We start from the raw sequence: 19898 nt of genomic DNA, 5'->3' as shown, positions 1-19898 counted from the left end.
GAGTAGCGAAGAGGCTAAACGCGGCGGACTGTAAATCCGCTCCTTCGGGTTCGGTGGTTCGAATCCACTCTCTTCCATTTTTTATAGGGGTATAGTTTAAAGGTAGAACTACGGTCTCCAAAACCGTCAGTGTGGGTTCAATTCCTACTACCCCTGCCATTTTTTGTTTTGGCGATATTGGCGAAGTGGTTAACGCACCGGATTGTGGCTCCGGCACGCGTGGGTTCGATTCCCACATGTCGCCTTTTATAAGGTTATATCAAGTAATAATTAATATGGCGGTATAGCCAAGTGGTAAGGCAGAGGTCTGCAAAACCTTCATCACCGGTTCAAATCCGGTTACCGCCTTACACGAGTTATGCCGGTGTGGCGGAATTGGCAGACGCGCTGGACTCAAAATCCAGTTCCAGCAATGGAGTATCGGTTCGACCCCGATCACCGGTATTATTAAGTATTATAGAGAGTATTAGAAAACATGAAAGCCCATTGATTGGGCTTTTTTTGTACGCTAAATTATGAAGAATAATACGAAATTATAGAAAGTTGAGCTTTTGTTGAACTTTTTTGGCTCTTCGTCAACTGTTGTTGGTGGATAATAGTATGAAAATTCTAATCACTTAATAATTAGAGTTTTTTTGGTATAAATTTTTAAGTGTATAAAATATTCTGGTATTGAAATCATATAATAATTTTTTAACTGATATATATACGTCTAACTTTTTAATTACATTTCAAACATCTTGATAGTAAATCATAGTGTACAACAATATATAGATAGTATATATTGTTGTACACTATATATTGTTGTTTTTAAGAGGATAATCAAGTAACATATATTTATTGCTGTAAGAAAAGGAAGGTCACTTATGAAAAAAGTAGAGGTAAAGTTAGATATGCAAGTGCCTGACATATTTGAAAAGCGTGATGGTCGAAAAGTTGATTTTGCATTACGTAAAGTTTTAAGTAGTACTTTGCGTCGATTAAATAGTAAAAAAAATCAAGAAAGCTATCAGGAATTACTATTACATAAATTAAGTAATTATCAAAAAATTAATGCCCAAACGATGTATGGCTTAGTTATAGCTACATATCGTGAATTAGGCTACCGTGATGCATTGGATAGCTTTCAGGAATATAGAATAAATGATGAAAAATTGTGGAAAGAGCAAACTGATCCAGCTGGTCGTTTGGATAAATTATTAAATAAAGATGATACAATTGTTCATGAAAATGCTAATAAGGATAGCAATGTATTCAATACACAACGTGATTTGACGGCTGGGACAGTGGGTAAAACTTTGGGATTAAAATTAATGCCTGAATCACTAGCTAAAGCACATTTACGTGGTTCAATTCATTATCATGATTTAGATTACACACCCTGGAGTCCTATGACTAACTGCTGTCTGATTGATTTTAAAGAGATGTTAACAAATGGATTTAAAATAGGAAATGCTGAAGTTGAAAGTCCTCATTCAATTCAGACCGCAACTGCGCAAATGGCACAAATTATTGCTAATGTAGCCTCAAGTCAGTATGGTGGTTGTTCTGCAGATAGGGTGGATGAGTTACTAGCGCCATTTGCTGAATTAAATTATAAGAAGCATTTAATAGATGCAAAAGTATGGATTGGGAATCCAATAAAACAGATAGAATTTGCTAAACTTAAAACAAGCAAAGATATTTATGATGCCATGCAAGGATTAGAGTATGAAATCAATACTTTATTCTCTTCGCAAGGACAGACGCCGTTTACTACGTTAGGTTTTGGGTTGGGTGAAAGTTGGATTGAACGAGAAATTCAAATCTCAATTTTAAAAATTAGAATAAAAGGATTAGGTCGTGAGCATCGTACGGCAATATTTCCTAAATTAGTATTTACAATAAAAAAGGATTTAAACTTTAAACATGGGGACCCTAACTACGATATTAAGGCCTTAGCTGTTGATTGTGCTACGAAGAGAATGTACCCTGACATATTAATGTATGACAAGATAAAAGAGCTTACGGGCAGTTTCAAGGTACCTATGGGCTGTCGTAGCTTTCTGCAAGGATGGAAAGATAAAAATGGTAATGAAGTCAATTCTGGGCGTATGAATTTAGGCGTTGTTACAGTTAATTTACCACGAATTGCTTTGGAATCCGAAGGTAATATTGATTTATTTTGGGATATCTTTAAAGAGAGGATGCAGGTTTGTAAAGAGGCATTAGTCTTTAAAGTTAACCGTGTCAAGGAAGCTATCCCAGAGAATGCACCCATTCTATATCAACATGGTGCTTTTGGCGAAAGGTTAAAAGCAGACGGAGATGTTGATGATTTATTCAAGAATCGTCGCGCTACGGTCTCATTAGGTTATATTGGACTATATGAAGTTGGAACTGTTTTTTTTGGACCTAATTGGGAAAAAAATGAAAAGGCGCATAATTTTACGATTGACATCGTTAAACGCCTCAAGGAGTATTGTACAGATTGGTCAGATGAATACGATTATCATTTTAGTGTTTATTCAACTCCTAGTGAATCCTTAACAGATCGTTTCTGTGTATTAGACACTGAAAAATTTGGTGAAATTAAAGATGTTACAGAAAAGGAATATTATACAAATAGTTTTCATTATGACGTTAGGAAAAATCCAACTCCGTTTGAAAAATTGTCGTTTGAAATGGAATATCCTAAATATGCATCAGGTGGATTTATTCATTACTGTGAATACCCAAATTTACGTCAAAATCCTAAGGCTTTAGAAGCAGTCTGGGATTGGGCTTATGATAAAATCGGCTATTTAGGAACTAATACCCCTATTGATCATTGTTATAAATGTGGTTTTGATGGTGAATTTAACCCAACTGAACGAGGATTTGAATGCCCTAAATGTCAAAATCATGATCCAAAAACATGTGATGTTGTTAAAAGGACATGTGGATACTTAGGTAATCCACAGCAACGTCCGATGGTTCATGGACGTCATAAAGAAATTGCTTCTCGTGTTAAAAATATGACTTTAGGAATGGTTGATGATGGAACGACAAAAGAGAGTTAAAGCACCACGAAATCCGAAACCTAAAGAATGGATTGCCAGTGAGTTAAGCCAACAGTATATTGCATCTTATAAACCATTTAATTTTGTTGATGGTGAAGGGGTTCGTTGTAGTTTATACGTTAGTGGCTGTTTATTTGCTTGTCCGGGTTGTTATAATAAGGCAGCGCAAAATTTTAGATATGGGACACCATATACAAAAGAGCTTGAAGATCAAATAATAACTGATTTAAGCGAAGACTATTGCCAAGGATTAACTTTATTAGGCGGAGAGCCTTTTGTTAACACGCAGGTTTGTTTAAGCTTAGTGAATCGTATTCATGATACTTATGGATGGACGAAAGATATCTGGTCTTGGACTGGTTATACATGGGATGAATTAATGCTTGAATCTGATGATAAACTTGAATTACTTTCAAAGATTGATATTTTAGTCGACGGTCGATTCGAATTACCAAAAAAAGATTTAACTTTGCAATTTAGAGGTAGCTCAAATCAAAGAATTATTGATGTTCAAAAATCATTAATTGCGGGTGAAGTTATTCTCTGGGATAAATTGTTAAGATAAAAAACTTGTCACAATACCTTGTATGTAAGGTGTTGTGACAAGTTTTTTTAATAATCATTTGGATTCGCGATAAGTGGTGAATAGTCATTCATATCAGAATCTCTATAGTCCCACCATTCTTCAGAATATCCGATAAAACCAGCAGTTATCATAGCGTTATTTAGTATATCGTAATTTATTTGTTGTTGAGGTGTTCGTTTATAATTTCTTCCAGCTCGTTCTGAAAAGTCGTCAAATTCACTTTGCATGTTAAGCTCGTGGCCATCCATATCACAGATAGTTAAATCAAATGTCACGCCTTTTTGATGACTGAAATTAGGATTTGGCTTCGCTACAAAATTAGGATCGGGATAAACGTCAAATAATTTTTTTTGAGCAGAGACTGGTCTGTAGGCGTCCCAAATTTTTAAACGATAGCCTTGAGTTTTGAGTAATTGACTTGCGATACCAAGTTTCTTAGCTGTTCCTGTTCTAGCGATTGCTGTAGAAAAGTCATAAATAATTTGGTTAGTAAAGTTGTCTTTTGTAGCATAGCGTAAATCTACAATAATATTAGGATCAATATCTTTAATATTTGTAAAACCGAGTTCAATTTCTGATAACATGATAGACCCTCCTAGCGAAGAATTTCGCCCATTTCATCATTATAATAAGAAAGTTTAGGAAATATAATTTTAACTGTAGTACCTTCATTTTTTGGAGATTCAATTTCTAATTGGTGACCTAATTTTTGACTTAGTTGATTTGCTAAATAAAGGCCTAATCCGGTTGCATTTTGGTTGAATTGACGCCCGTTATTCCCGGTAAATCCTTTGTCAAAAACGCGAGCTAAATCTGCGTTCGGGATACCAATGCCATTATCTTTAATGGCTAATATCGTTTCTTTTTCAGTATCTTTAAGAGAAATAACGATTTCACCATTATTTGGTGTGTATTTTAATGAATTGGTAATCACTTGATTTAAGATAAAACGTAGCCATTTTGAATCAGTTAGAACGGAAATATCTGTACTGTTAAAAACGAAACGAATATGTTTTGAAAAAAATAAGTTCATATTATCCCGAATGACAAGATTAACTACTTTTTTTAGTGAATCATCTTGAATTAAATAATCATTTGAAAAGCTATCTAAACGAGAATAATAAATCACTTGTTCAACAAAATTTTCAATGTTTTTTAATTCAATTTCAGTTTGCATGACTTGTTTTTCAGATAGCTTGCCATCAGATGTTTCAATTAGTAACTGAATAGCAGCTAAGGGAACTTTAATATCATGAATCCAAGCATTTAAAAAATCCTCTTGTTCTTGTTGTTTAGACAAGATATTATTTATTTGTATTTGATGATTGTTTAATAGGGCATTAACATAACCCTGATATAAACGTTGTTCATTGGAATGTGCACCATTAATAGGAATCAATAAATCTGCTGTTGCTGGATCAATTGGTAATTTAAATTTTTGGTACCATTGATGATTAATCCAGTAACGTGTTACAACAAAAATACTTGATATAATAACTACCAGAATATCTATATATAATAATGTAGATAAAACAATGTTATGGAATGGATCAAACCACAATACAAGATTAATTAAGAGAATAACTAGAAGGAAAAAGATGATTGTTGTAATTCTATCTGAAATGTACTTAAAAAATGTCATTAGTGTCTCCTAAGGGATAAGATAACCTTGTCCTACCTTTGTCTCGATAAAATTGGGTAATCCAGCTTGTGCTATTTTTTTACGAACGCGATTAATATTAACGGTTAACGTATTGTCATCAACAAAATGTTCGTCTTCCCAGAGTTCTCGAAGTAATTTTTCACGGCTAACAATTTTCCCTGTCTGACGCATTAAATATTGCAGTAACTGGTACTCATTTTTTGATAAATCAATAATTTTATCGTTAAATTTTGCAGTTCCATTTTGTAAATTCAAAAAAAGGCCATTATGCTCGAGTGTTTCTGGTCCCATTTCTGCGTAATTGTAAGTGCGTCGTAATAATGCAGAAATTTTTGCAACTAAAACTTCCATTGAGTAAGGTTTATTTACGAAGTCATCGCCACCCATATTCATTGCCATAACCATATCCATATTGGTATTTCGGCTTGAGATAAATATAATTGGTACATTTGATATTTCACGGATTTTTTTACACCAGTAAAAGCCATCAAAATCGGGTAAATTAATGTCTAATAAAACTAAATGTGGTTTTTTTTCAATGAATTCAAGATCAATTTCACTAAAATTATTAATTAAAATAGGGTTGAATCGCCATTTTGCTAGACTATCTGCAGTAATGTTGGCAATTGTTTTATCATCTTCAACAATCATTATACTAAACATATTATCACCTCTTTAAAGTAAGAACTATTTACCCTACAATACCGGTTTTTAGCATTAAATTCAAATAGATAAAAAGCGTAAATAAATATTGGCGTAATTATCCTATATATAGGATAATACTTGGTAATAGGAGAAATGAAATTATGACATTTATTGAAGTAGATCACGTTAAAAAAATTTATGGAATGAAGTTTAATAGATCGACTGCAATTGATAATATTTCGTTTGTAATTGATTCAGGAGAATTTGTTGGTATTATGGGACCATCTGGTGCAGGAAAAACGACGTTATTAAATATGATGTCGACTATTGATAAGCCAACTTTTGGACATGTTAGAATAGATAACCAGGATATAACACAATATAATGAAAAAAAATTGTCTGAGTTTAGAAGACAACAGTTAGGGTTTATTTTTCAAGATTTTAATTTACTTAATTCGTTGACTATCAAGGAAAATATAATTTTGCCCTTAGCATTGGATAAAGTAAATGTAGAAATAATTGAGGCAAAACTTGCTAATATTGCTAATATTTTAAATTTAAATAATATTTTAAAACATTTTCCAAATGAAATTTCAATTGGTCAACAGCAGAGGGTTGCAGTTGCACGAGCTATTATAACGGCACCCAAAATGTTATTCGCAGATGAACCGACAGGAAGTCTAGATTCAAAAGCAGCTACGGAACTATTGAAGTATTTAACAGACGTGAATGAAAAGCAAAAGATGACGCTCATGATGGTAACTCATGATGCATTTACAGCTAGTTATTGTAAAAGAATTATTTTTATTAAAGATGGGAATATCTTTGCCGAAATTAGGCGAGATGGCTCTAGAAAAGAATTTTTCCAAAAAATAATTGATATGCAAGCAGCTATTGGTGGGGGAAAGCAATGAAACCACTAGTGAATATTGTTTTTAAAAGTATTTGGCGCAGTTTATGGGATTATTTAATTTACATTATTGCTAGTGCGATAGCAGTTACAGTTTATTTTTCATTTTTGTCAATGTCAATTAACAAAGAGTTAACACAAAATGCGCGCGTAGAGTTACCAATTTCTGTTACTTTACGTATTAGTAGTTTTTTAATTTTGATTTTTATTGCTTGTTTCATGATGTACACTAATCTTTTTGTGGCGAAACGGCGAGAAAAAGAAATTGCTGTTTACCATCTTCTTGGAGTGAAAAAAAAAGAAATTGCGACAATGCTATTTATTGAAAATTTAATTCTAGGTAATATAGCATTACTGATTGGTTTAGTGGTTGGTGCGATCTTTTCTAAATTATTTGCTATGATTTTGTTGAGGGCTATGTTTATTGTGGCAGATACCAATATTATTATATCTTGGCATAGTTTAATTAGTACAATAGTTATCTTTAACGTTATCTTTTTAATGATGTCAACTGTTAATGCAAGTGTTATTTATCGTAAACAATTAGTTTCATTGTTTAAAAATAGTGATAATGCCAGTGTCGAAAAATTTGGACCATTTAAACGATTTATGGCTATCATTAGTATCTTTTTTATTATTGTACCTTTATTTATGGCAGTAAATTTTGAAAATTTGGGACCTATTTTTAATGTTTGGTTACGTAAAAATGATTATTTTTTAGCAGTATTGATTATTGCAATTATGATTATCTTAGGGACTCTTTTGATTTTTAATTATTTGGTGCCGATAATGATAAGTATGATACAAAAATGGCGACATTTTATGTATCGGGGTGGTAGGCTACTTGCTTTTTCTAATTTAAAAGTCAGTTTAAGACAAAATAAGGTCATCTTAAGTTTAATGACTTTATTAATAATGTTCTCTTTATCTGTATTTATTGGAGTGGCTACGTTGTATTCATATTCCCAAAAAACAATTGATCAAGTGGCACCAGCTCATTTTATTACGGACGATTATCATTTAAAAACTGTAAAAAAAGTATTAAAACAAAACAATTTAATAGTGAAACAGCAAGTAAGTGGACATCTTAAAATTGTACCGATGAAAACAAGTGTTCAATTAAAAGCAAATAATCAAAGTGAAGCTAAAATTGTGCCAATTACAATAATGTCAGAAACAGATTATAATCATGCGCGTAAAATTCAAGATGATTTAGAACCGATTAAGATTAAATCGAATGAGACAGTTATGATTTTACACAAGTTAGCAAGATATCAAATTAATGATGATAACCAGCTCATTCAATTTAAGCAAAAATCAATGAACAAATTAAAGATAAAAACATACTTAAGTACGTTTCCGTATGGTGAAATACATTACATTCAAAATTTGTTAATTGTTAAAGATAGTGTCTACAAACGTGTTGATAGCAACACAAAATATGGACTTACAGCTATTAATATTAAAAATTATCAGGAATTTGCACAATCTAAAAATGATTTCGGACATAAATTAGATAATCAATCTAAAGAACAGACCTATTTGCAGCAGACAGGGACAACATTATCGAATGTCCGTTATAAATTTTCTAATCAAATTAAGTCAAACTACCATTATCGAAATTTGGGTGTGAGAAATCAAGTTGAAAAAAATGTTAACGAATTAGATGGGTTTTATATTTATATAGCATGTTTTATTAGTATTATTTTAGTATTAGCAACTTGTAGTATTTTAATGTTACAACAAATGATAGATCTTAGACAAAATCAAAAAACTTATTCACTAATGCAAAGTCTAGGTGTGACCAAAAAAGAGATTAAGCGAATTATTTATCAGCAAACAGCCAGTTTATTTTTAATTCCGGTTATTTTAGGATCGATAGAAGCAATATTTACTTTTAATATTTATGTCGCATTATTTGATCAACCTAACCTAAATGTTCTCATTTTCTTCTGGGGGACCTTCTATGTGATGTATTTAGGCTTATTTTTAATTACCGTGAGAGTGTTGAATCGGATAATAAATAACAGAGTTTAAGAACGGTTAAATGATTAATAGCCTAAAAGTTAGAAAACTTTTTAGGCTATTTTTTGGTTGGAAATTAAACATTTTTGGGGAATAACTATTGTAAAAAAATAGCTAATTAATGACTTGTTTGAGTCATTAATTAGCTATTAATATCGTTTGTGGAATACGGATTGTTTTTAACTAATTGGATTAATCTTTTATATTAATTAATTCATTAACAGAATACACTGCGTCTATGGGAGTAATTTGAAACTCACTTTCATAGTACTTTAACTGTTTATAATTTGACGTTTTACGCCAATTAATAAAATCAGATTGTTGCTTCCAAATTGTTAAAAAAACATAATTATAACCTTTAGATAAAGACTGTAATGTGTAAAAAGAAATGATACCAGTTGGTTTTGTTTGTTCATTAATAAAAGTTTGTACTTGAGCTAAGTAAACTTTACTTTCTTCATCGCTCAAAGTAATATATTTAAAATGATAAAAACCTTGCCATGAATCCATTCCTACATGATATCGAACACGGAAGTCTAATCCAGAGTAGAAAATAGAATTATCATCTGATGTGTCTAATAAGTAAGAATTATTGTACTTATTAATTGGATTAAGTAGAATAAATGATCGGGATGGATTATTTCGAATTATAGACTTTAAAAAATATTCAGCGCCTAATGCTGTGTTTATATGATTTAACAAAGATACATCTCCCATTTACTTTAATTCATTATTAAGTATAGCCCAAAAAAAGGTATAATAGAGTCAAAAGTAACAGGAAGGACAATTAAAAATGAAGTTGACAATTTTAGGATTCTATGGGGGTTATCCTGCCCATACAGTTGGAACTAGTTCATATTTAATTCAGAGTAATGGTTTTAATTTATTGTTGGACTGTGGAAGTGGAGCAATGCTTAGTCTAGAACCTAAACTAGATTCCTTGAAGTTAGATGCAGTTGTTTTATCACATTATCATCAGGATCATATCGCAGATGTCGGCGTTTTACAGTATAGCTGGCAGATTAACGGTGAACAAGTGAAGCAACCACTTCCTATTTATGGGCCATCTATTGATCAAGAAGCATTAGCAAAATTAACTTGGGCAAATGCGACAATTGGAATAGGATATAAGAATAAAGAAGTTATAGACATTGGGCCTTTTACTTTTGAATTTTTAGAAACAATTCACCCAGTGCCTACATATGCTATGAGAATAACGGAACGGGCAACTGGGAAGGTCTTTGTTTTTACAGCTGATACGGCGTATGACGAAAAATTAAATGAAATTAGTCAAAATGCAGATATATTAATGACCGATACAAACTTTTTTGATGATAAAATTGGCAAAAAATGGCATATGACATCTACCGAGTCTGGAAAGTTTGCTCGTTTAAATAATGCTAAAAGATTAATTTTAACGCATTTACCAGCAAATGGTTCCCACGAATTATTAAAAGAACAAGCTGAATTATCAGCTGGCAATAATATCGATATAATACTCGCAAAAAAATATTTAGAACTAATTTTGTAATCGGATACATATTGTTAAATTTTTTTAACAATATGTATCTTTTTTTTGAAAAATAAAATAATGATAAGATTGTTGCAAATAAACGATTAAGTGCGTGTTACGTACTTTTAGTAAGTATATATCGAGTGTAAAGTATATTAAATAATTGAGATAGCAAATTATTTTTCATTCAATAAATAATAATAACTATAAAATATATGTAATATCATACTCGAAATATAAAAAACAATATCAAAAATGATGTCATTTAATCATTTAATAATGAACACAAATGAATTAAATGTATTATTAGTAAAAATATTAATTAGTAAATTTTTTTAATAAAATGGTAGTAATTTGTTTGATAATAAGTTACAATTGTTTTATAGGAATTGATAAATTTTTTATTAAAAGGAGAGAGCGCATATGGTAACTTTATATACTTCACCAAGTTGTACATCTTGTCGAAAAGCACGTGCATGGCTTAAGGAAAATAATATTCCATTCCAAGAACGTAATATTTTTTCTGAGCCTCTCAACATTGATGAAATTAAAACAATTTTGCAAATGACTGAAAATGGAACAGAAGAAGTTATTTCTAAACGCTCAAAAGTTTATCAGGAACTAGATATGGACTTAGACGATTTACCACTTCAAGAATTATTCTCATTAATTCAAGATAATCCTGGTTTATTACGTCGTCCTATTATTCTAGATGAAAAACGATTACAGGTTGGATATAACGAAGACGAAATTCGTCGCTTCTTACCAAGGGATGTACGTGCTTTAGAATTACAAAAGGCACAATTACTTGCTGGATTTTAATTAATTTAAAATTAAATAATATTGAAACATTAGTTTTTAATAAGGTAACATGGTAAAATTCAGGAAGACGCATTCCTGAATTTTTTTTATTTAGTTTAAACTACTTTACAAATAGTAAATTTTAGATAGAATTAAGGTCAAGTTATCAGAAAGATGGGTGATTAGTAATGAAAATGGAAAAAATAAATGAAAATACAATTCGTGTTTTAGTTGAAGATGAAGATTTATCTAAAAGAGGTATTACTGTTTTAGATTTATTAGGTAATAGAACTCAAATTGAAGATTTCTTTTATAGTATTTTACGCGAAGTAGACACGGAACATGAATTTGAAAATAATGAAGCAGTTACCTTCCAGGTATTACCTAATCGAGATGGCTTGGAGTTATTTATCAGTCGTGGAAAGCCAGACGAGACGCAAAATCCGAAAGAAATAAACATTTCTGATTTATCTGAGAATGATGATCTAGGAAGCTTTATAAAAGATAGATTAGCTGAGCTTGAAGACAGTGACAATGACTCACAAGATACTGTTGGATCGGGTTATAAAAAATCTGCTCAAACAAGAATGTTTGAATTTGGGGACTTCGAAGATTTTATTCAATTAGCTAAAATTTTTAGACCAACAAATACACAAAGCAATTTATTTAAAGTCCAAAATAAATATTTTTTAGAACTAATTTTTGATAAAGATAATACAACAAAAGAAACAATCGAAAATGATATAGCTGTCGCATTAGAGTATGCACAGGTTGTCTCATCGACAGGACCATTTATGGAAGAACGTGGTAAAAAGATTATGTCATCTGACGCACTCTCTGAGGCAAGAAGATACTTTAAATAAACAAACTAATCGAAAAAGGTTAGTTTGTTTTTTTGCGTATTTAAATTGTAACAAGGGGTAATTTGAATGATATTTGCAAAACAAGAACACGTAGATGAGTTGGTATGCGCAATAAATTTTAAGCAAAACAATAAATATTTTTGTCCTGGTTGCGGAGAGCGTGTTGTCTTTAAAGAAGGCCCGCAAAAACAAGCTCATTTTGCTCATTTTAAAAAGTCATGTCATTTTTTTTCAGAAGGTGAAACGAAAATACATGTCACAGGGAAAAATTTAATTAAAATGTGGGCAGAAAAAAGACATAAAAGAGCAGATATTGAGCAATATTTGCCTAAACTAAAGCAACGACCGGATGTTTTAATAAATTTAAAAAATAGCCAGTTAGTCGTAGAGTACCAATGCAGTCCGTTGACGCTAAAAGATTTTAACAAAAGGACTGACGGTTATAAACAAAATGGGTATCGTATTTTTTGGATTCTAGGGATGAAACATCGTTTAAATAAAAAATTAACACAACAACAAGCAATGTTTATAAATTTCCATAAAAATATTGGTTATTTCTTAGTATTTATCGATACTGAGCGACAGTGTTTAATTTTAAATTATGAATTATGGTTTGAAAATTTATATGGTATTCGTTACTGCACAAAAGTATTTAATGATGTAACAGACTTAATGGTATTTATCAAAAATAATTGTAGGAATAAAACTTTGAATTTGTCACCAGCAGACTTGTTCCGTCAATTGACTAAGTTAGAGAAAAATTGTTATTATTTGAATCATTATTTAAAGCAACAGATTGATTTTTGCTACATGCAGCGATATTATTTTATGGGATTTCCGATATATTGCTTGAGTCAGACGCGTCTTCCGCCAATCTATCGACATGATGACTTTTTTTGGAGAATTCGAGTTATTTTAGATTTGCAAAAATATACCACTGATGTTATTTCGAAAAAAGAGCTTGAGTTATTATTTAACCTGCAACAAAAAATCACAAAAACTCTTTTTGAAATGCCACTTGTTGGTCATCTAGCAATTAAACAAGTTAATAATGCATATATTAAGGGTTTAATTAAAAATCATATTTTAATACCAATTAAAGAATCCGAAAATTATCGAATTGACAATCAGATTGTATGGTCCAGTGATATATCGCTAAAAATGGAAAATTTACAGTTGAGGCATACATTTATTTCAAATTTTGATTAAAAATATGTTATCTTATAGGAGTAAATAAACGATATTCGGAGGCTTTTTATGACAGTAGCTAAGCAATTACCAAAGCGTGAAGAGGTACCAGAAAATTTAACGTGGGATGTAGAAAAAATATATGGTTCAGATTCATTATTTGAAGAGGATTACAAAAAAATTGAAGAATCTGTAGTAACTATCGCTAACTTTAAAGGTACATTGAGTCAAGATAGTACAACAATGTTACGTGGATTAGAAGCTATTTTGGCGCTTGAACGGATGCTCGAAAAAGTATACGTGTATGCGAATTTAAAAAATGATCAAGATACAGAAAATTCAACATATCAAGCTTTAAATTCAAGGGCTGGCGCCTTGGCAGCTAAGGTATCGGCTGCTATTTCTTGGTTTGAACCTGAAATTATTGCGATACCAGAGGATACTTTAAAGCAATTTATGTCTGATAATCCTGATTTAAAAGGCTATCGTCATTTTTTTGATAGTTTATTATTGGAGAAGGATCATGTCCTTTCGCATGCTGAAGAAACGCTCTTAGCTGGAGCAGGGGATATATTTAGCGCCTCTTCTAAAACGTTTGAAATACTGAACAATGCTGATTTGAAATTTCCAGTTGTTCAAGACGAACAAGGTAATGATGTTCAATTATCACAAGGTATTTATGGGGTCCTTCTAGAATCAACTTCTAGAAGTGTTAGAGAACAGGCCTTTAAAAAATTATATGAAGTCTATGGTCAATTTCAAAACACACTAGCTTCAACACTTTCAAGCCATGTTAAAGTTCATAACTATAGTGCACAAGTTCGACATTATAAAAGTGCCAGAGATGCGTCATTATCAAATAATCAGATACCTGAAGTTGTCTACAATACACTAATTGAGCAGGTTAATAAGAATTTACCGTTGTTACACCGTTATGTTGCATTACGTAAGAAAATTTTAAAAGTTGAAAAATTACATTCATACGATTTATATACACCAATAACAGGCGAACCCGCACTAAGTTACACGTATGATGAAGCGAAAAGTGAGGCATTAAAAGCCTTAGATAAAATGGGACCTGATTATCTAAGTCATGTTCAAGAGGCATTTGATAACCGTTGGATTGATGTTGTTGAAAATCAAGGTAAAAGAAGTGGTGCCTATTCATCAGGTATGTATGATACAGCACCATATATGTTATTAAACTGGCAAAATAATGTAAATAATCTTTATACATTGGTACATGAAATGGGACATAGTATTCATAGTTACTATACGCATCATAATCAGCCTTATTTGTATGGTGATTATCCAATTTTTTTAGCAGAAATTGCGTCAACAACTAATGAAAATACGTTAACACATTATTTATTAAAGACTCAAACAGATCCTAAGGTTAGGGCATTTTTACTTAATTATTATTTAGACGGGTTTAAAGGAACTATCTTCCGTCAAACACAATTTGCAGAATTTGAACATTGGATTCATGAGGAAGACGCGGTTGGAAACCCACTAACGGCTGATAAACTGTCTAAATACTATGCTGATTTAAATCAAAAATATTATGGAGAGAGTTTAGAACGTGATCCAGAAATTGCAATGGAATGGTCAAGAATTCCGCATTTTTATTATAATTATTATGTCTATCAATATGCAACAGGGTTTGCTGCTGCAACCACTTTATCTGAGGGAATCACTAGTGGAAAACCTGATGCATTAGAAAACTATTTGAATTATTTGAAAGCTGGGAGTTCAGATTTTCCAGTTGATGTCATGAAAAAAGCAGGTGTAGATATGACTAAGTCAGCATATCTAGTTAACGCATTTGCTGTATTTGAAGCAAGATTGAATGAATTAGAGGCATTATTACCTCAAATCTTAGAGAAATAAAAAATACGTAACTTAGTTAAAAAACTAAGCTACGTATTTTTATTTTATAAAACGTATAGTTGGTTTTGAGGGTTAATTGCTTGATGTAAGTCATTTTGAATATTAAAATCACCAGCACAAACTTTCGAAATATCTACTAAATCAGCATCTGGGAAGGATACACCACAGTCTAGACCATCAATATTATTAATGACGATTGTGGGATGCATTGTAACGTTCATATCATTGGCAATTTTTTGATCATTTTTAAATGATTTTTTTGCTAACACTGAATGTCTATCTTCATTAAACATTTCCCAGTTTAAGTTAACTTCTTTAGCAACTCGTTGAATGAGCTCTTCTGAGTAACAAGTGCTATCTTGAACTAAAGCCGCTTGAATTGCCATTAAGAAATCACGTCCACGTTTTTTTCCTTGAAAAAGAGCTGCTTTATAATCTAAAGCGGCTTGGTAAATTGACCCAGATAACACATTTCGAAGCGCTAAGTTACGTGTATCAAGATTTTTTTCAATCATGACATTGTGCACTGTTTGGATGTTTAACATGGGTACAAATTGGAATGAGATTTTTTGGGGAGATAGACGAATAAAGTCTAAAACCTTTTGTTCAGATTTGAAGCATTTTGTACCTAATGGGTTGACAAATAAATAAATTTCTAGCAAGAGTACTCCTCCAATTATAGTGATTAGATTTAAAATCGTGTGGGGTTTGATTTCATTTCTGTTTTAATAACTATTACCACTTTACCAAATTTTTTTTTTTTTTCAATTATTAACACTTAATTAATAACAGATATTATTAAAATTACTTGTTTTTTGAAAGATTTGGTAACATTGTGAGGTTAATTCGGAACTGAATCACTAATTTATGCTAAAATGAGATGAGTAAATTGAATAATAGAATAGAGTGATAAAATGGTAGAAGATTGGAAATATTTCTTTAGACCCTATGAACAGGCCGTTTCAGAAATGAAAATAAAAATGCGTGGTTTAAGAAAACAGTTCACGGGTATTGGTCAACATTCGCCAATTGAATTTGTGACAAGTCGGGTTAAATCAGTTGATAGTATTTTAGAGAAAATTGAACGACGTCAAATTTCTGAAGAACGTTTAGAAACTGACATGCAAGATATTGCGGGTATTCGCATTATGTGCCAATTTGTTGATGATATTTATCAGGTTGTTGACTTATTACGTTCTCGAAATGATATGACCGTTGTAGAAGAACGTGACTACATTACTAATAAAAAAGCGAGCGGTTATCGCTCATATCATATTGTACTTAAGTACCCGGTTCAAATGATAAATGGAGAAAAAAATGTACTTGTTGAAATTCAAATTCGCACGTTAGCTATGAATTTTTGGGCAACGATTGAGCACTCTTTAAATTATAAATATCAAGGAGAATTTCCTAGCCAATTAAATGCACGGCTCGAACGGGCAGCAGAGGCTGCGTTTAAATTAGACACTGAAATGTCCGAAATTAGAGAAGAGATTCAAGAAGCGCAGCATTTATTTTATGGTAAGGGTTTAAACAAAAAATAAACATTAGGTATCATGGGCGTCAGGAAAAGAGGGTTACGAATGAAAGTTGCTATTTTCGAAAATGATGGGGAAAAATCGCAAAAAGTTGGTAAAGAACTGTATCAAAAACTAACGGATGCACATATCGTAATTGATAATAGTCATCCTGAAATTGTGATTACGGTTGGTGGGGATGGAACTTTGCTTTCTGCTTTCAAACATTACCAAGATAACCTTGAAAACATTAGATTTGTTGGCGTACATACAGGGCATTTAGGTTTTTATACGGATTGGCGAGATGATGAAATTTCAGATTTAGTTACTAGTCTCCAATCAGATAATAAACAATCAATTAATTATCCATTATTAGATGTTAAAGTTGATTATTTTGATGCAGAATCAGAAAGATTTCTTGCATTAAATGAATCAACCTTAAAAAGGATTAACAATACAATGGTAACGGATGTTTATATTGGTGATCAGTTATTTGAAAAGTTTCGTGGAGATGGTTTGTGCATTTCTACGCCTACTGGATCTACTGCCTATAATAAATCGGTTGGTGGAGCGGTTATTCATCCCGAACTCGAGTCAATACAAATGGCAGAAATTGCGTCTATTAACAATCGTGTGTTTAGGACGCTAAGCTCACCAGTTATTGTGGCTTCAAATGATTGGATTACACTGAAACCAACACAAAGCAGTGACTTTGTTTTTAGTATAGACCAAGAAATCTATCATAATCGGCAAATTAAGGCAATTAAATATAAAATAGCGAAGGAACACATTTGTTTTGCCAAATATCGACATAATAATTTCTGGAAACGTGTAAATGAGGCGTTTATTGGTAGTGATTATGCAGATTGATTGGCAGTATACAGGGACGTCTCCTCAAAAAGTGAAGACTTTTCTGAAAAATGAAGGTGTATCTAGGCGATTACTTGCAACGCTTAAGTATTGTGGTGGTAAGCTATTAGTCAACGATAACGAGCAGTGGGCAATTGACTTCATTCAAACAAATGATAAAGTGAGTATTGTTCTACCAGCTGAGAAAAATAAAAATGAATTAAAAAAATCGTTTGTACCAATTGATATCGTTTTTGAAGATCGCGATTTTTTAATTATTAATAAACCAGCACATGTTGCCTCAATTCCTTCATATTTACATCCGGAGGATACCTTGATTAATCGTGTCGCAGGCTATTATCAAAATCGACATTTAAATGATTTTATTCCACATATTGCGACGCGACTTGATCGTGATACGAGTGGGTTAGTATTGTTTGCTAAACATCGATTTGCTCACGCTTTATTGGATCAACAGTTACAAAATCATCTAATTAAAAAGTACTATACAGCATTTGTCGAAGGACAGATTGAAACTCCGCATGGGACAATTGATGAGCCAATTATGCGTGATCCAGAATCATTCATTAAGAGGCAGGTTGGCCATGGGGAAGGTAGTCAAGTAGCTTTAACTGAGTATTGGTTAGAGAAATCTGTAAAAGGTATTAGTCAATATAAAATCCAATTACATACGGGGAGAACACATCAAATTCGTGTTCATTTTGCATCCACAGGGCATCCCTTAGTTGGTGATACATTGTATGGTGGGCATATAATTATGCCAATGCAACGCCAAGCGCTACACTGTAGTGAAATTGAGTTTTATCAACCATTTACACATGAACAGATAAATGTTCAGAGTCACCTTGCATCGGATATGCAAAAATTTATAAATAAAAAATAAACGAGGTATTCATCATGGTGGATACAGAAAAATATAACCAAATAAAAACTGAAGAAATTATTGATTCGCTTGAAAAGAATCAACAATATAATTTTCACAATGAATTTACAGATTTGCATGTTTATGAGCAAGCTGAGATTTTTTCAGTGCTTAATAAAGAGCAACGCCAAAAGGTGTATCAGTACCTGACGCCTAAGGAATTGAGTGACACATTTGATGCCGCTGAAGATGATCCGGAAGATGTTGTTAAATATTTTGATGAAATGTCTCTAAAGTATGTGGCTGAGTTATTAGATAATATGTACACTGATAATGAGGTTGACCTGTTGGGACAACTGGATCAGCATAAATTAGCGAGATATTTAGGTCTGATGGATAAAGATAAGGCCTATGAAATAAAAAGTCTGCTGCATTATGAAGATAAGACAGCTGGTGCTATTATGTCAACTGATTTTGCCTCAATAACCTCAGATCAAACAGTGAGTTCTGCAATGCGTACTTTAAGAGAAGAAGCAAGTGATGCGGAAACAATTTACTATGATTATGTTATTAATAATGATCAGCGTTTGATGGGGATTGTAACATTACGTAATTTATTAATGAGTAATGAGAAGGCGTTAATTGGAGATATCATGACGACACCAGTTATGTCTGTTAAAGCTGATGACGATCAAGCAGACGTTGCCAAGATGATTCGGGATTATAACTTTTTAGCAATGCCAGTTACAAATTATGATGAACAATTAATTGGTGTGATTACTGTTGATGATATTATTGATGTTATTGATGAAGAATCGGCTGAGGATTACTCTGGTTTGGCCGGTGTCGATACTGAAGATCAAACAGAAAATCCATTTAAAGCAGCATCAAAACGTTTGCCATGGTTGATAACGTTATTATTTTTAGGTATGTCAACGGCAAGTTTAGTTAGTCATTTTGAAGGGTTACTGAGTGAAGCAAGTATTTTAGCTGTCTTCATTTCATTGATTACAGGAACGGCCGGTAATGCCGGAACACAAAGTTTAGCTGTTGCTGTTCGACGCCTAGCTGTAAAAGATGACAATGAACAAAGTGTGCTTAGACTAATTATAAGTGAAGTTTTCACTGGATTAGTAATTGGGGTTGTAACGGGTATTTCCGTCACTTTAATTGTCGGACTCTGGAAGGGTAACTTTGTTCTCGGGATGGTGATAGGACTTGCAATGATGTGCGCTATTACGGTGGCAAATTTAGCGGGTAGTTTTATACCAATTTTAATGGATAAAATTGGTGTTGATCCAGCAGTTGCATCAGGGCCATTTATTTCGACATTGAGTGATTTAACTTCTGTGTTAATTTATTTTAGTATTGCACAAGTATTCTTAAAATTTTTTATTGCGACTTAAAGAAAAACTTAAAAAGGTTCCAACAACTTCAGATTGAGTGATGTAATAATCCCTTTATGGTTGTCAGATGAAATAATATAATTTCATCCGATAATCATGGAGGGATTTTTGTATGTCC

The 19898-nt window shown here is 32.1% G+C and carries 18 protein-coding genes and 4 tRNA genes; 17 read left to right on the top strand and 5 right to left on the bottom strand.

The features are described from left to right. The first annotated feature begins 85 nt into the window (after positions 1 to 85). The 6 genes from AC1RPU_RS07435 to nrdG all read left to right on the top strand — a co-directional run bounded on the left by AC1RPU_RS07435 (position 86) and on the right by nrdG (position 3606). Positions 86 to 159: transfer RNA gene (locus AC1RPU_RS07435), tRNA-Trp, on the top strand. 12 nt (positions 160 to 171) lie between these two features. Further along, positions 172 to 244, top strand: a tRNA-His gene (locus tag AC1RPU_RS07430). Positions 245 to 277: 33 nt separating this feature from the next. Continuing rightward, positions 278 to 348: transfer RNA gene (locus tag AC1RPU_RS07425), tRNA-Cys, on the top strand. 12 nt (positions 349 to 360) lie between these two features. Further along, a tRNA-Leu gene (locus AC1RPU_RS07420) sits at positions 361 to 444 on the top strand. A gap of 422 nt (positions 445 to 866) precedes the next feature. After that, entirely contained in the window at positions 867 to 3041 is a 2175-nt protein-coding gene (gene nrdD, locus AC1RPU_RS07415; RefSeq protein ID WP_481761980.1) for an anaerobic ribonucleoside-triphosphate reductase, read from the top strand. Next, positions 3016 to 3606, top strand: coding sequence for an anaerobic ribonucleoside-triphosphate reductase activating protein (nrdG, locus tag AC1RPU_RS07410; protein WP_481761979.1), 591 nt, complete (start codon positions 3016 to 3018; stop codon positions 3604 to 3606). The genes nrdD and nrdG overlap by 26 nt, the downstream gene beginning before the upstream one ends. Positions 3607 to 3653: 47 nt before the next feature. Here nrdG and AC1RPU_RS07405 read toward each other — a convergent pair whose 3' ends face one another. The 3 genes from AC1RPU_RS07405 to AC1RPU_RS07395 are packed head-to-tail and all read right to left on the bottom strand — an operon-like array spanning position 3654 to position 5953. Continuing rightward, on the bottom strand, positions 3654 to 4211 hold the full coding sequence (locus tag AC1RPU_RS07405; protein WP_481761978.1) for a M15 family metallopeptidase: 558 nt from the start codon (positions 4209 to 4211) through the stop codon (positions 3654 to 3656). An 11-nt stretch (positions 4212 to 4222) separates the two neighbouring features. Further along, positions 4223 to 5269 (bottom strand): sensor histidine kinase, encoded by a 1047-nt coding sequence (locus AC1RPU_RS07400; RefSeq protein WP_481761977.1) that lies wholly within the window; start codon positions 5267 to 5269, stop codon positions 4223 to 4225. A 9-nt stretch (positions 5270 to 5278) separates the two neighbouring features. Next, positions 5279 to 5953 carry a response regulator transcription factor gene (locus AC1RPU_RS07395; RefSeq protein ID WP_481761976.1) on the bottom strand — a complete coding sequence of 225 codons (675 nt, stop codon included), beginning with the start codon at positions 5951 to 5953 and terminating at the stop codon, positions 5279 to 5281. Between the two features lie 140 nt (positions 5954 to 6093). Here AC1RPU_RS07395 and AC1RPU_RS07390 point away from each other — a divergent pair, with 140 nt between their 5' ends. Together AC1RPU_RS07390 and AC1RPU_RS07385 are read left to right on the top strand one after the other, a co-directional pair. Continuing rightward, positions 6094 to 6849: an ABC transporter ATP-binding protein gene (locus AC1RPU_RS07390; protein ID WP_481761983.1), complete on the top strand. Its 756-nt coding sequence runs from the start codon at positions 6094 to 6096 to the stop codon at positions 6847 to 6849. Then, positions 6846 to 8882, top strand: coding sequence for an ABC transporter permease (locus AC1RPU_RS07385; RefSeq protein ID WP_481761975.1), 2037 nt, complete (start codon positions 6846 to 6848; stop codon positions 8880 to 8882). The genes AC1RPU_RS07390 and AC1RPU_RS07385 overlap by 4 nt, the downstream gene beginning before the upstream one ends. Positions 8883 to 9062: 180 nt before the next feature. Here the strand turns inward: AC1RPU_RS07385 and AC1RPU_RS07380 are convergent, their stop codons facing one another. Beyond that, entirely contained in the window at positions 9063 to 9572 is a 510-nt protein-coding gene (locus tag AC1RPU_RS07380) for an antibiotic biosynthesis monooxygenase (RefSeq protein WP_481761974.1), read from the bottom strand. A gap of 91 nt (positions 9573 to 9663) precedes the next feature. Between AC1RPU_RS07380 and AC1RPU_RS07375 the strand changes: the two genes are divergently transcribed. From AC1RPU_RS07375 to pepF, 5 genes are all read left to right on the top strand, one after another. Next, a complete protein-coding gene (locus AC1RPU_RS07375; RefSeq protein WP_481761973.1) occupies positions 9664 to 10401 on the top strand; it encodes an MBL fold metallo-hydrolase in 738 nt (245 codons plus the stop codon). Between the two features lie 405 nt (positions 10402 to 10806). Next, positions 10807 to 11205: a transcriptional regulator SpxA gene (gene spxA / locus AC1RPU_RS07370; protein WP_481761972.1), complete on the top strand. Its 399-nt coding sequence runs from the start codon at positions 10807 to 10809 to the stop codon at positions 11203 to 11205. Positions 11206 to 11372: 167 nt separating this feature from the next. Then, positions 11373 to 12047 carry an adaptor protein MecA gene (locus AC1RPU_RS07365; RefSeq protein WP_481761971.1) on the top strand — a complete coding sequence of 225 codons (675 nt, stop codon included), beginning with the start codon at positions 11373 to 11375 and terminating at the stop codon, positions 12045 to 12047. 66 nt (positions 12048 to 12113) lie between these two features. Next, positions 12114 to 13256, top strand: coding sequence for a competence protein CoiA (locus tag AC1RPU_RS07360; protein WP_481761970.1), 1143 nt, complete (start codon positions 12114 to 12116; stop codon positions 13254 to 13256). A gap of 48 nt (positions 13257 to 13304) precedes the next feature. Continuing rightward, entirely contained in the window at positions 13305 to 15125 is a 1821-nt protein-coding gene (gene pepF, locus AC1RPU_RS07355; RefSeq protein WP_481761969.1) for an oligoendopeptidase F, read from the top strand. A 44-nt stretch (positions 15126 to 15169) separates the two neighbouring features. Here pepF and AC1RPU_RS07350 read toward each other — a convergent pair whose 3' ends face one another. Then, the gene (locus AC1RPU_RS07350; protein ID WP_481761968.1) at positions 15170 to 15787 is read right to left on the bottom strand and encodes a DsbA family protein; all 618 of its coding nucleotides are present in this window, start codon (positions 15785 to 15787) and stop codon (positions 15170 to 15172) included. 252 nt (positions 15788 to 16039) lie between these two features. Here AC1RPU_RS07350 and yjbM point away from each other — a divergent pair, with 252 nt between their 5' ends. The 4 genes from yjbM to mgtE are packed head-to-tail and all read left to right on the top strand — an operon-like array spanning position 16040 to position 19780. After that, a complete protein-coding gene (yjbM, locus tag AC1RPU_RS07345) occupies positions 16040 to 16669 on the top strand; it encodes a GTP diphosphokinase (protein ID WP_481761967.1) in 630 nt (209 codons plus the stop codon). 39 nt (positions 16670 to 16708) lie between these two features. Further along, positions 16709 to 17512: an NAD kinase gene (locus AC1RPU_RS07340; RefSeq protein ID WP_481761966.1), complete on the top strand. Its 804-nt coding sequence runs from the start codon at positions 16709 to 16711 to the stop codon at positions 17510 to 17512. Beyond that, complete coding sequence (locus AC1RPU_RS07335) at positions 17502 to 18395, top strand: RluA family pseudouridine synthase (protein ID WP_481761982.1); 894 nt, start codon at positions 17502 to 17504, stop codon at positions 18393 to 18395. Before AC1RPU_RS07340 ends, AC1RPU_RS07335 begins: the two co-directional genes overlap by 11 nt. Before the next feature lie 17 nt (positions 18396 to 18412). Further along, on the top strand, positions 18413 to 19780 hold the full coding sequence (gene mgtE / locus AC1RPU_RS07330) for a magnesium transporter (RefSeq protein WP_481761981.1): 1368 nt from the start codon (positions 18413 to 18415) through the stop codon (positions 19778 to 19780). Positions 19781 to 19898: the final 118 nt, after the last annotated feature.

Source organism: Dellaglioa sp. CoH-55-MRSF-7, from assembly GCF_056782235.1.
This window is presented reverse-complemented; position numbering and strand designations above follow the sequence as displayed.

Bases quoted from the DNA above. Each gene is read 5' to 3' on its own strand.
- nrdD (WP_481761980.1), top strand. From the start codon at position 867: ATGAAAAAAGTAGAGGTAAAGTTAGATATGCAAGTGCCTGACATATTT.
- nrdG (WP_481761979.1), top strand. From the start codon at position 3,016: ATGATGGAACGACAAAAGAGAGTTAAAGCACCACGAAATCCGAAACCT.
- AC1RPU_RS07405 (WP_481761978.1), bottom strand. From the start codon at position 4,211: ATGTTATCAGAAATTGAACTCGGTTTTACAAATATTAAAGATATTGAT.
- AC1RPU_RS07400 (WP_481761977.1), bottom strand. From the start codon at position 5,269: ATGACATTTTTTAAGTACATTTCAGATAGAATTACAACAATCATCTTT.
- AC1RPU_RS07395 (WP_481761976.1), bottom strand. From the start codon at position 5,953: ATGTTTAGTATAATGATTGTTGAAGATGATAAAACAATTGCCAACATT.
- AC1RPU_RS07385 (WP_481761975.1), top strand. From the start codon at position 6,846: ATGAAACCACTAGTGAATATTGTTTTTAAAAGTATTTGGCGCAGTTTA.
- AC1RPU_RS07375 (WP_481761973.1), top strand. From the start codon at position 9,664: ATGAAGTTGACAATTTTAGGATTCTATGGGGGTTATCCTGCCCATACA.
- spxA (WP_481761972.1), top strand. From the start codon at position 10,807: ATGGTAACTTTATATACTTCACCAAGTTGTACATCTTGTCGAAAAGCA.
- AC1RPU_RS07365 (WP_481761971.1), top strand. From the start codon at position 11,373: ATGAAAATGGAAAAAATAAATGAAAATACAATTCGTGTTTTAGTTGAA.
- AC1RPU_RS07360 (WP_481761970.1), top strand. From the start codon at position 12,114: ATGATATTTGCAAAACAAGAACACGTAGATGAGTTGGTATGCGCAATA.
- pepF (WP_481761969.1), top strand. From the start codon at position 13,305: ATGACAGTAGCTAAGCAATTACCAAAGCGTGAAGAGGTACCAGAAAAT.
- yjbM (WP_481761967.1), top strand. From the start codon at position 16,040: ATGGTAGAAGATTGGAAATATTTCTTTAGACCCTATGAACAGGCCGTT.
- AC1RPU_RS07340 (WP_481761966.1), top strand. From the start codon at position 16,709: ATGAAAGTTGCTATTTTCGAAAATGATGGGGAAAAATCGCAAAAAGTT.
- AC1RPU_RS07335 (WP_481761982.1), top strand. From the start codon at position 17,502: ATGCAGATTGATTGGCAGTATACAGGGACGTCTCCTCAAAAAGTGAAG.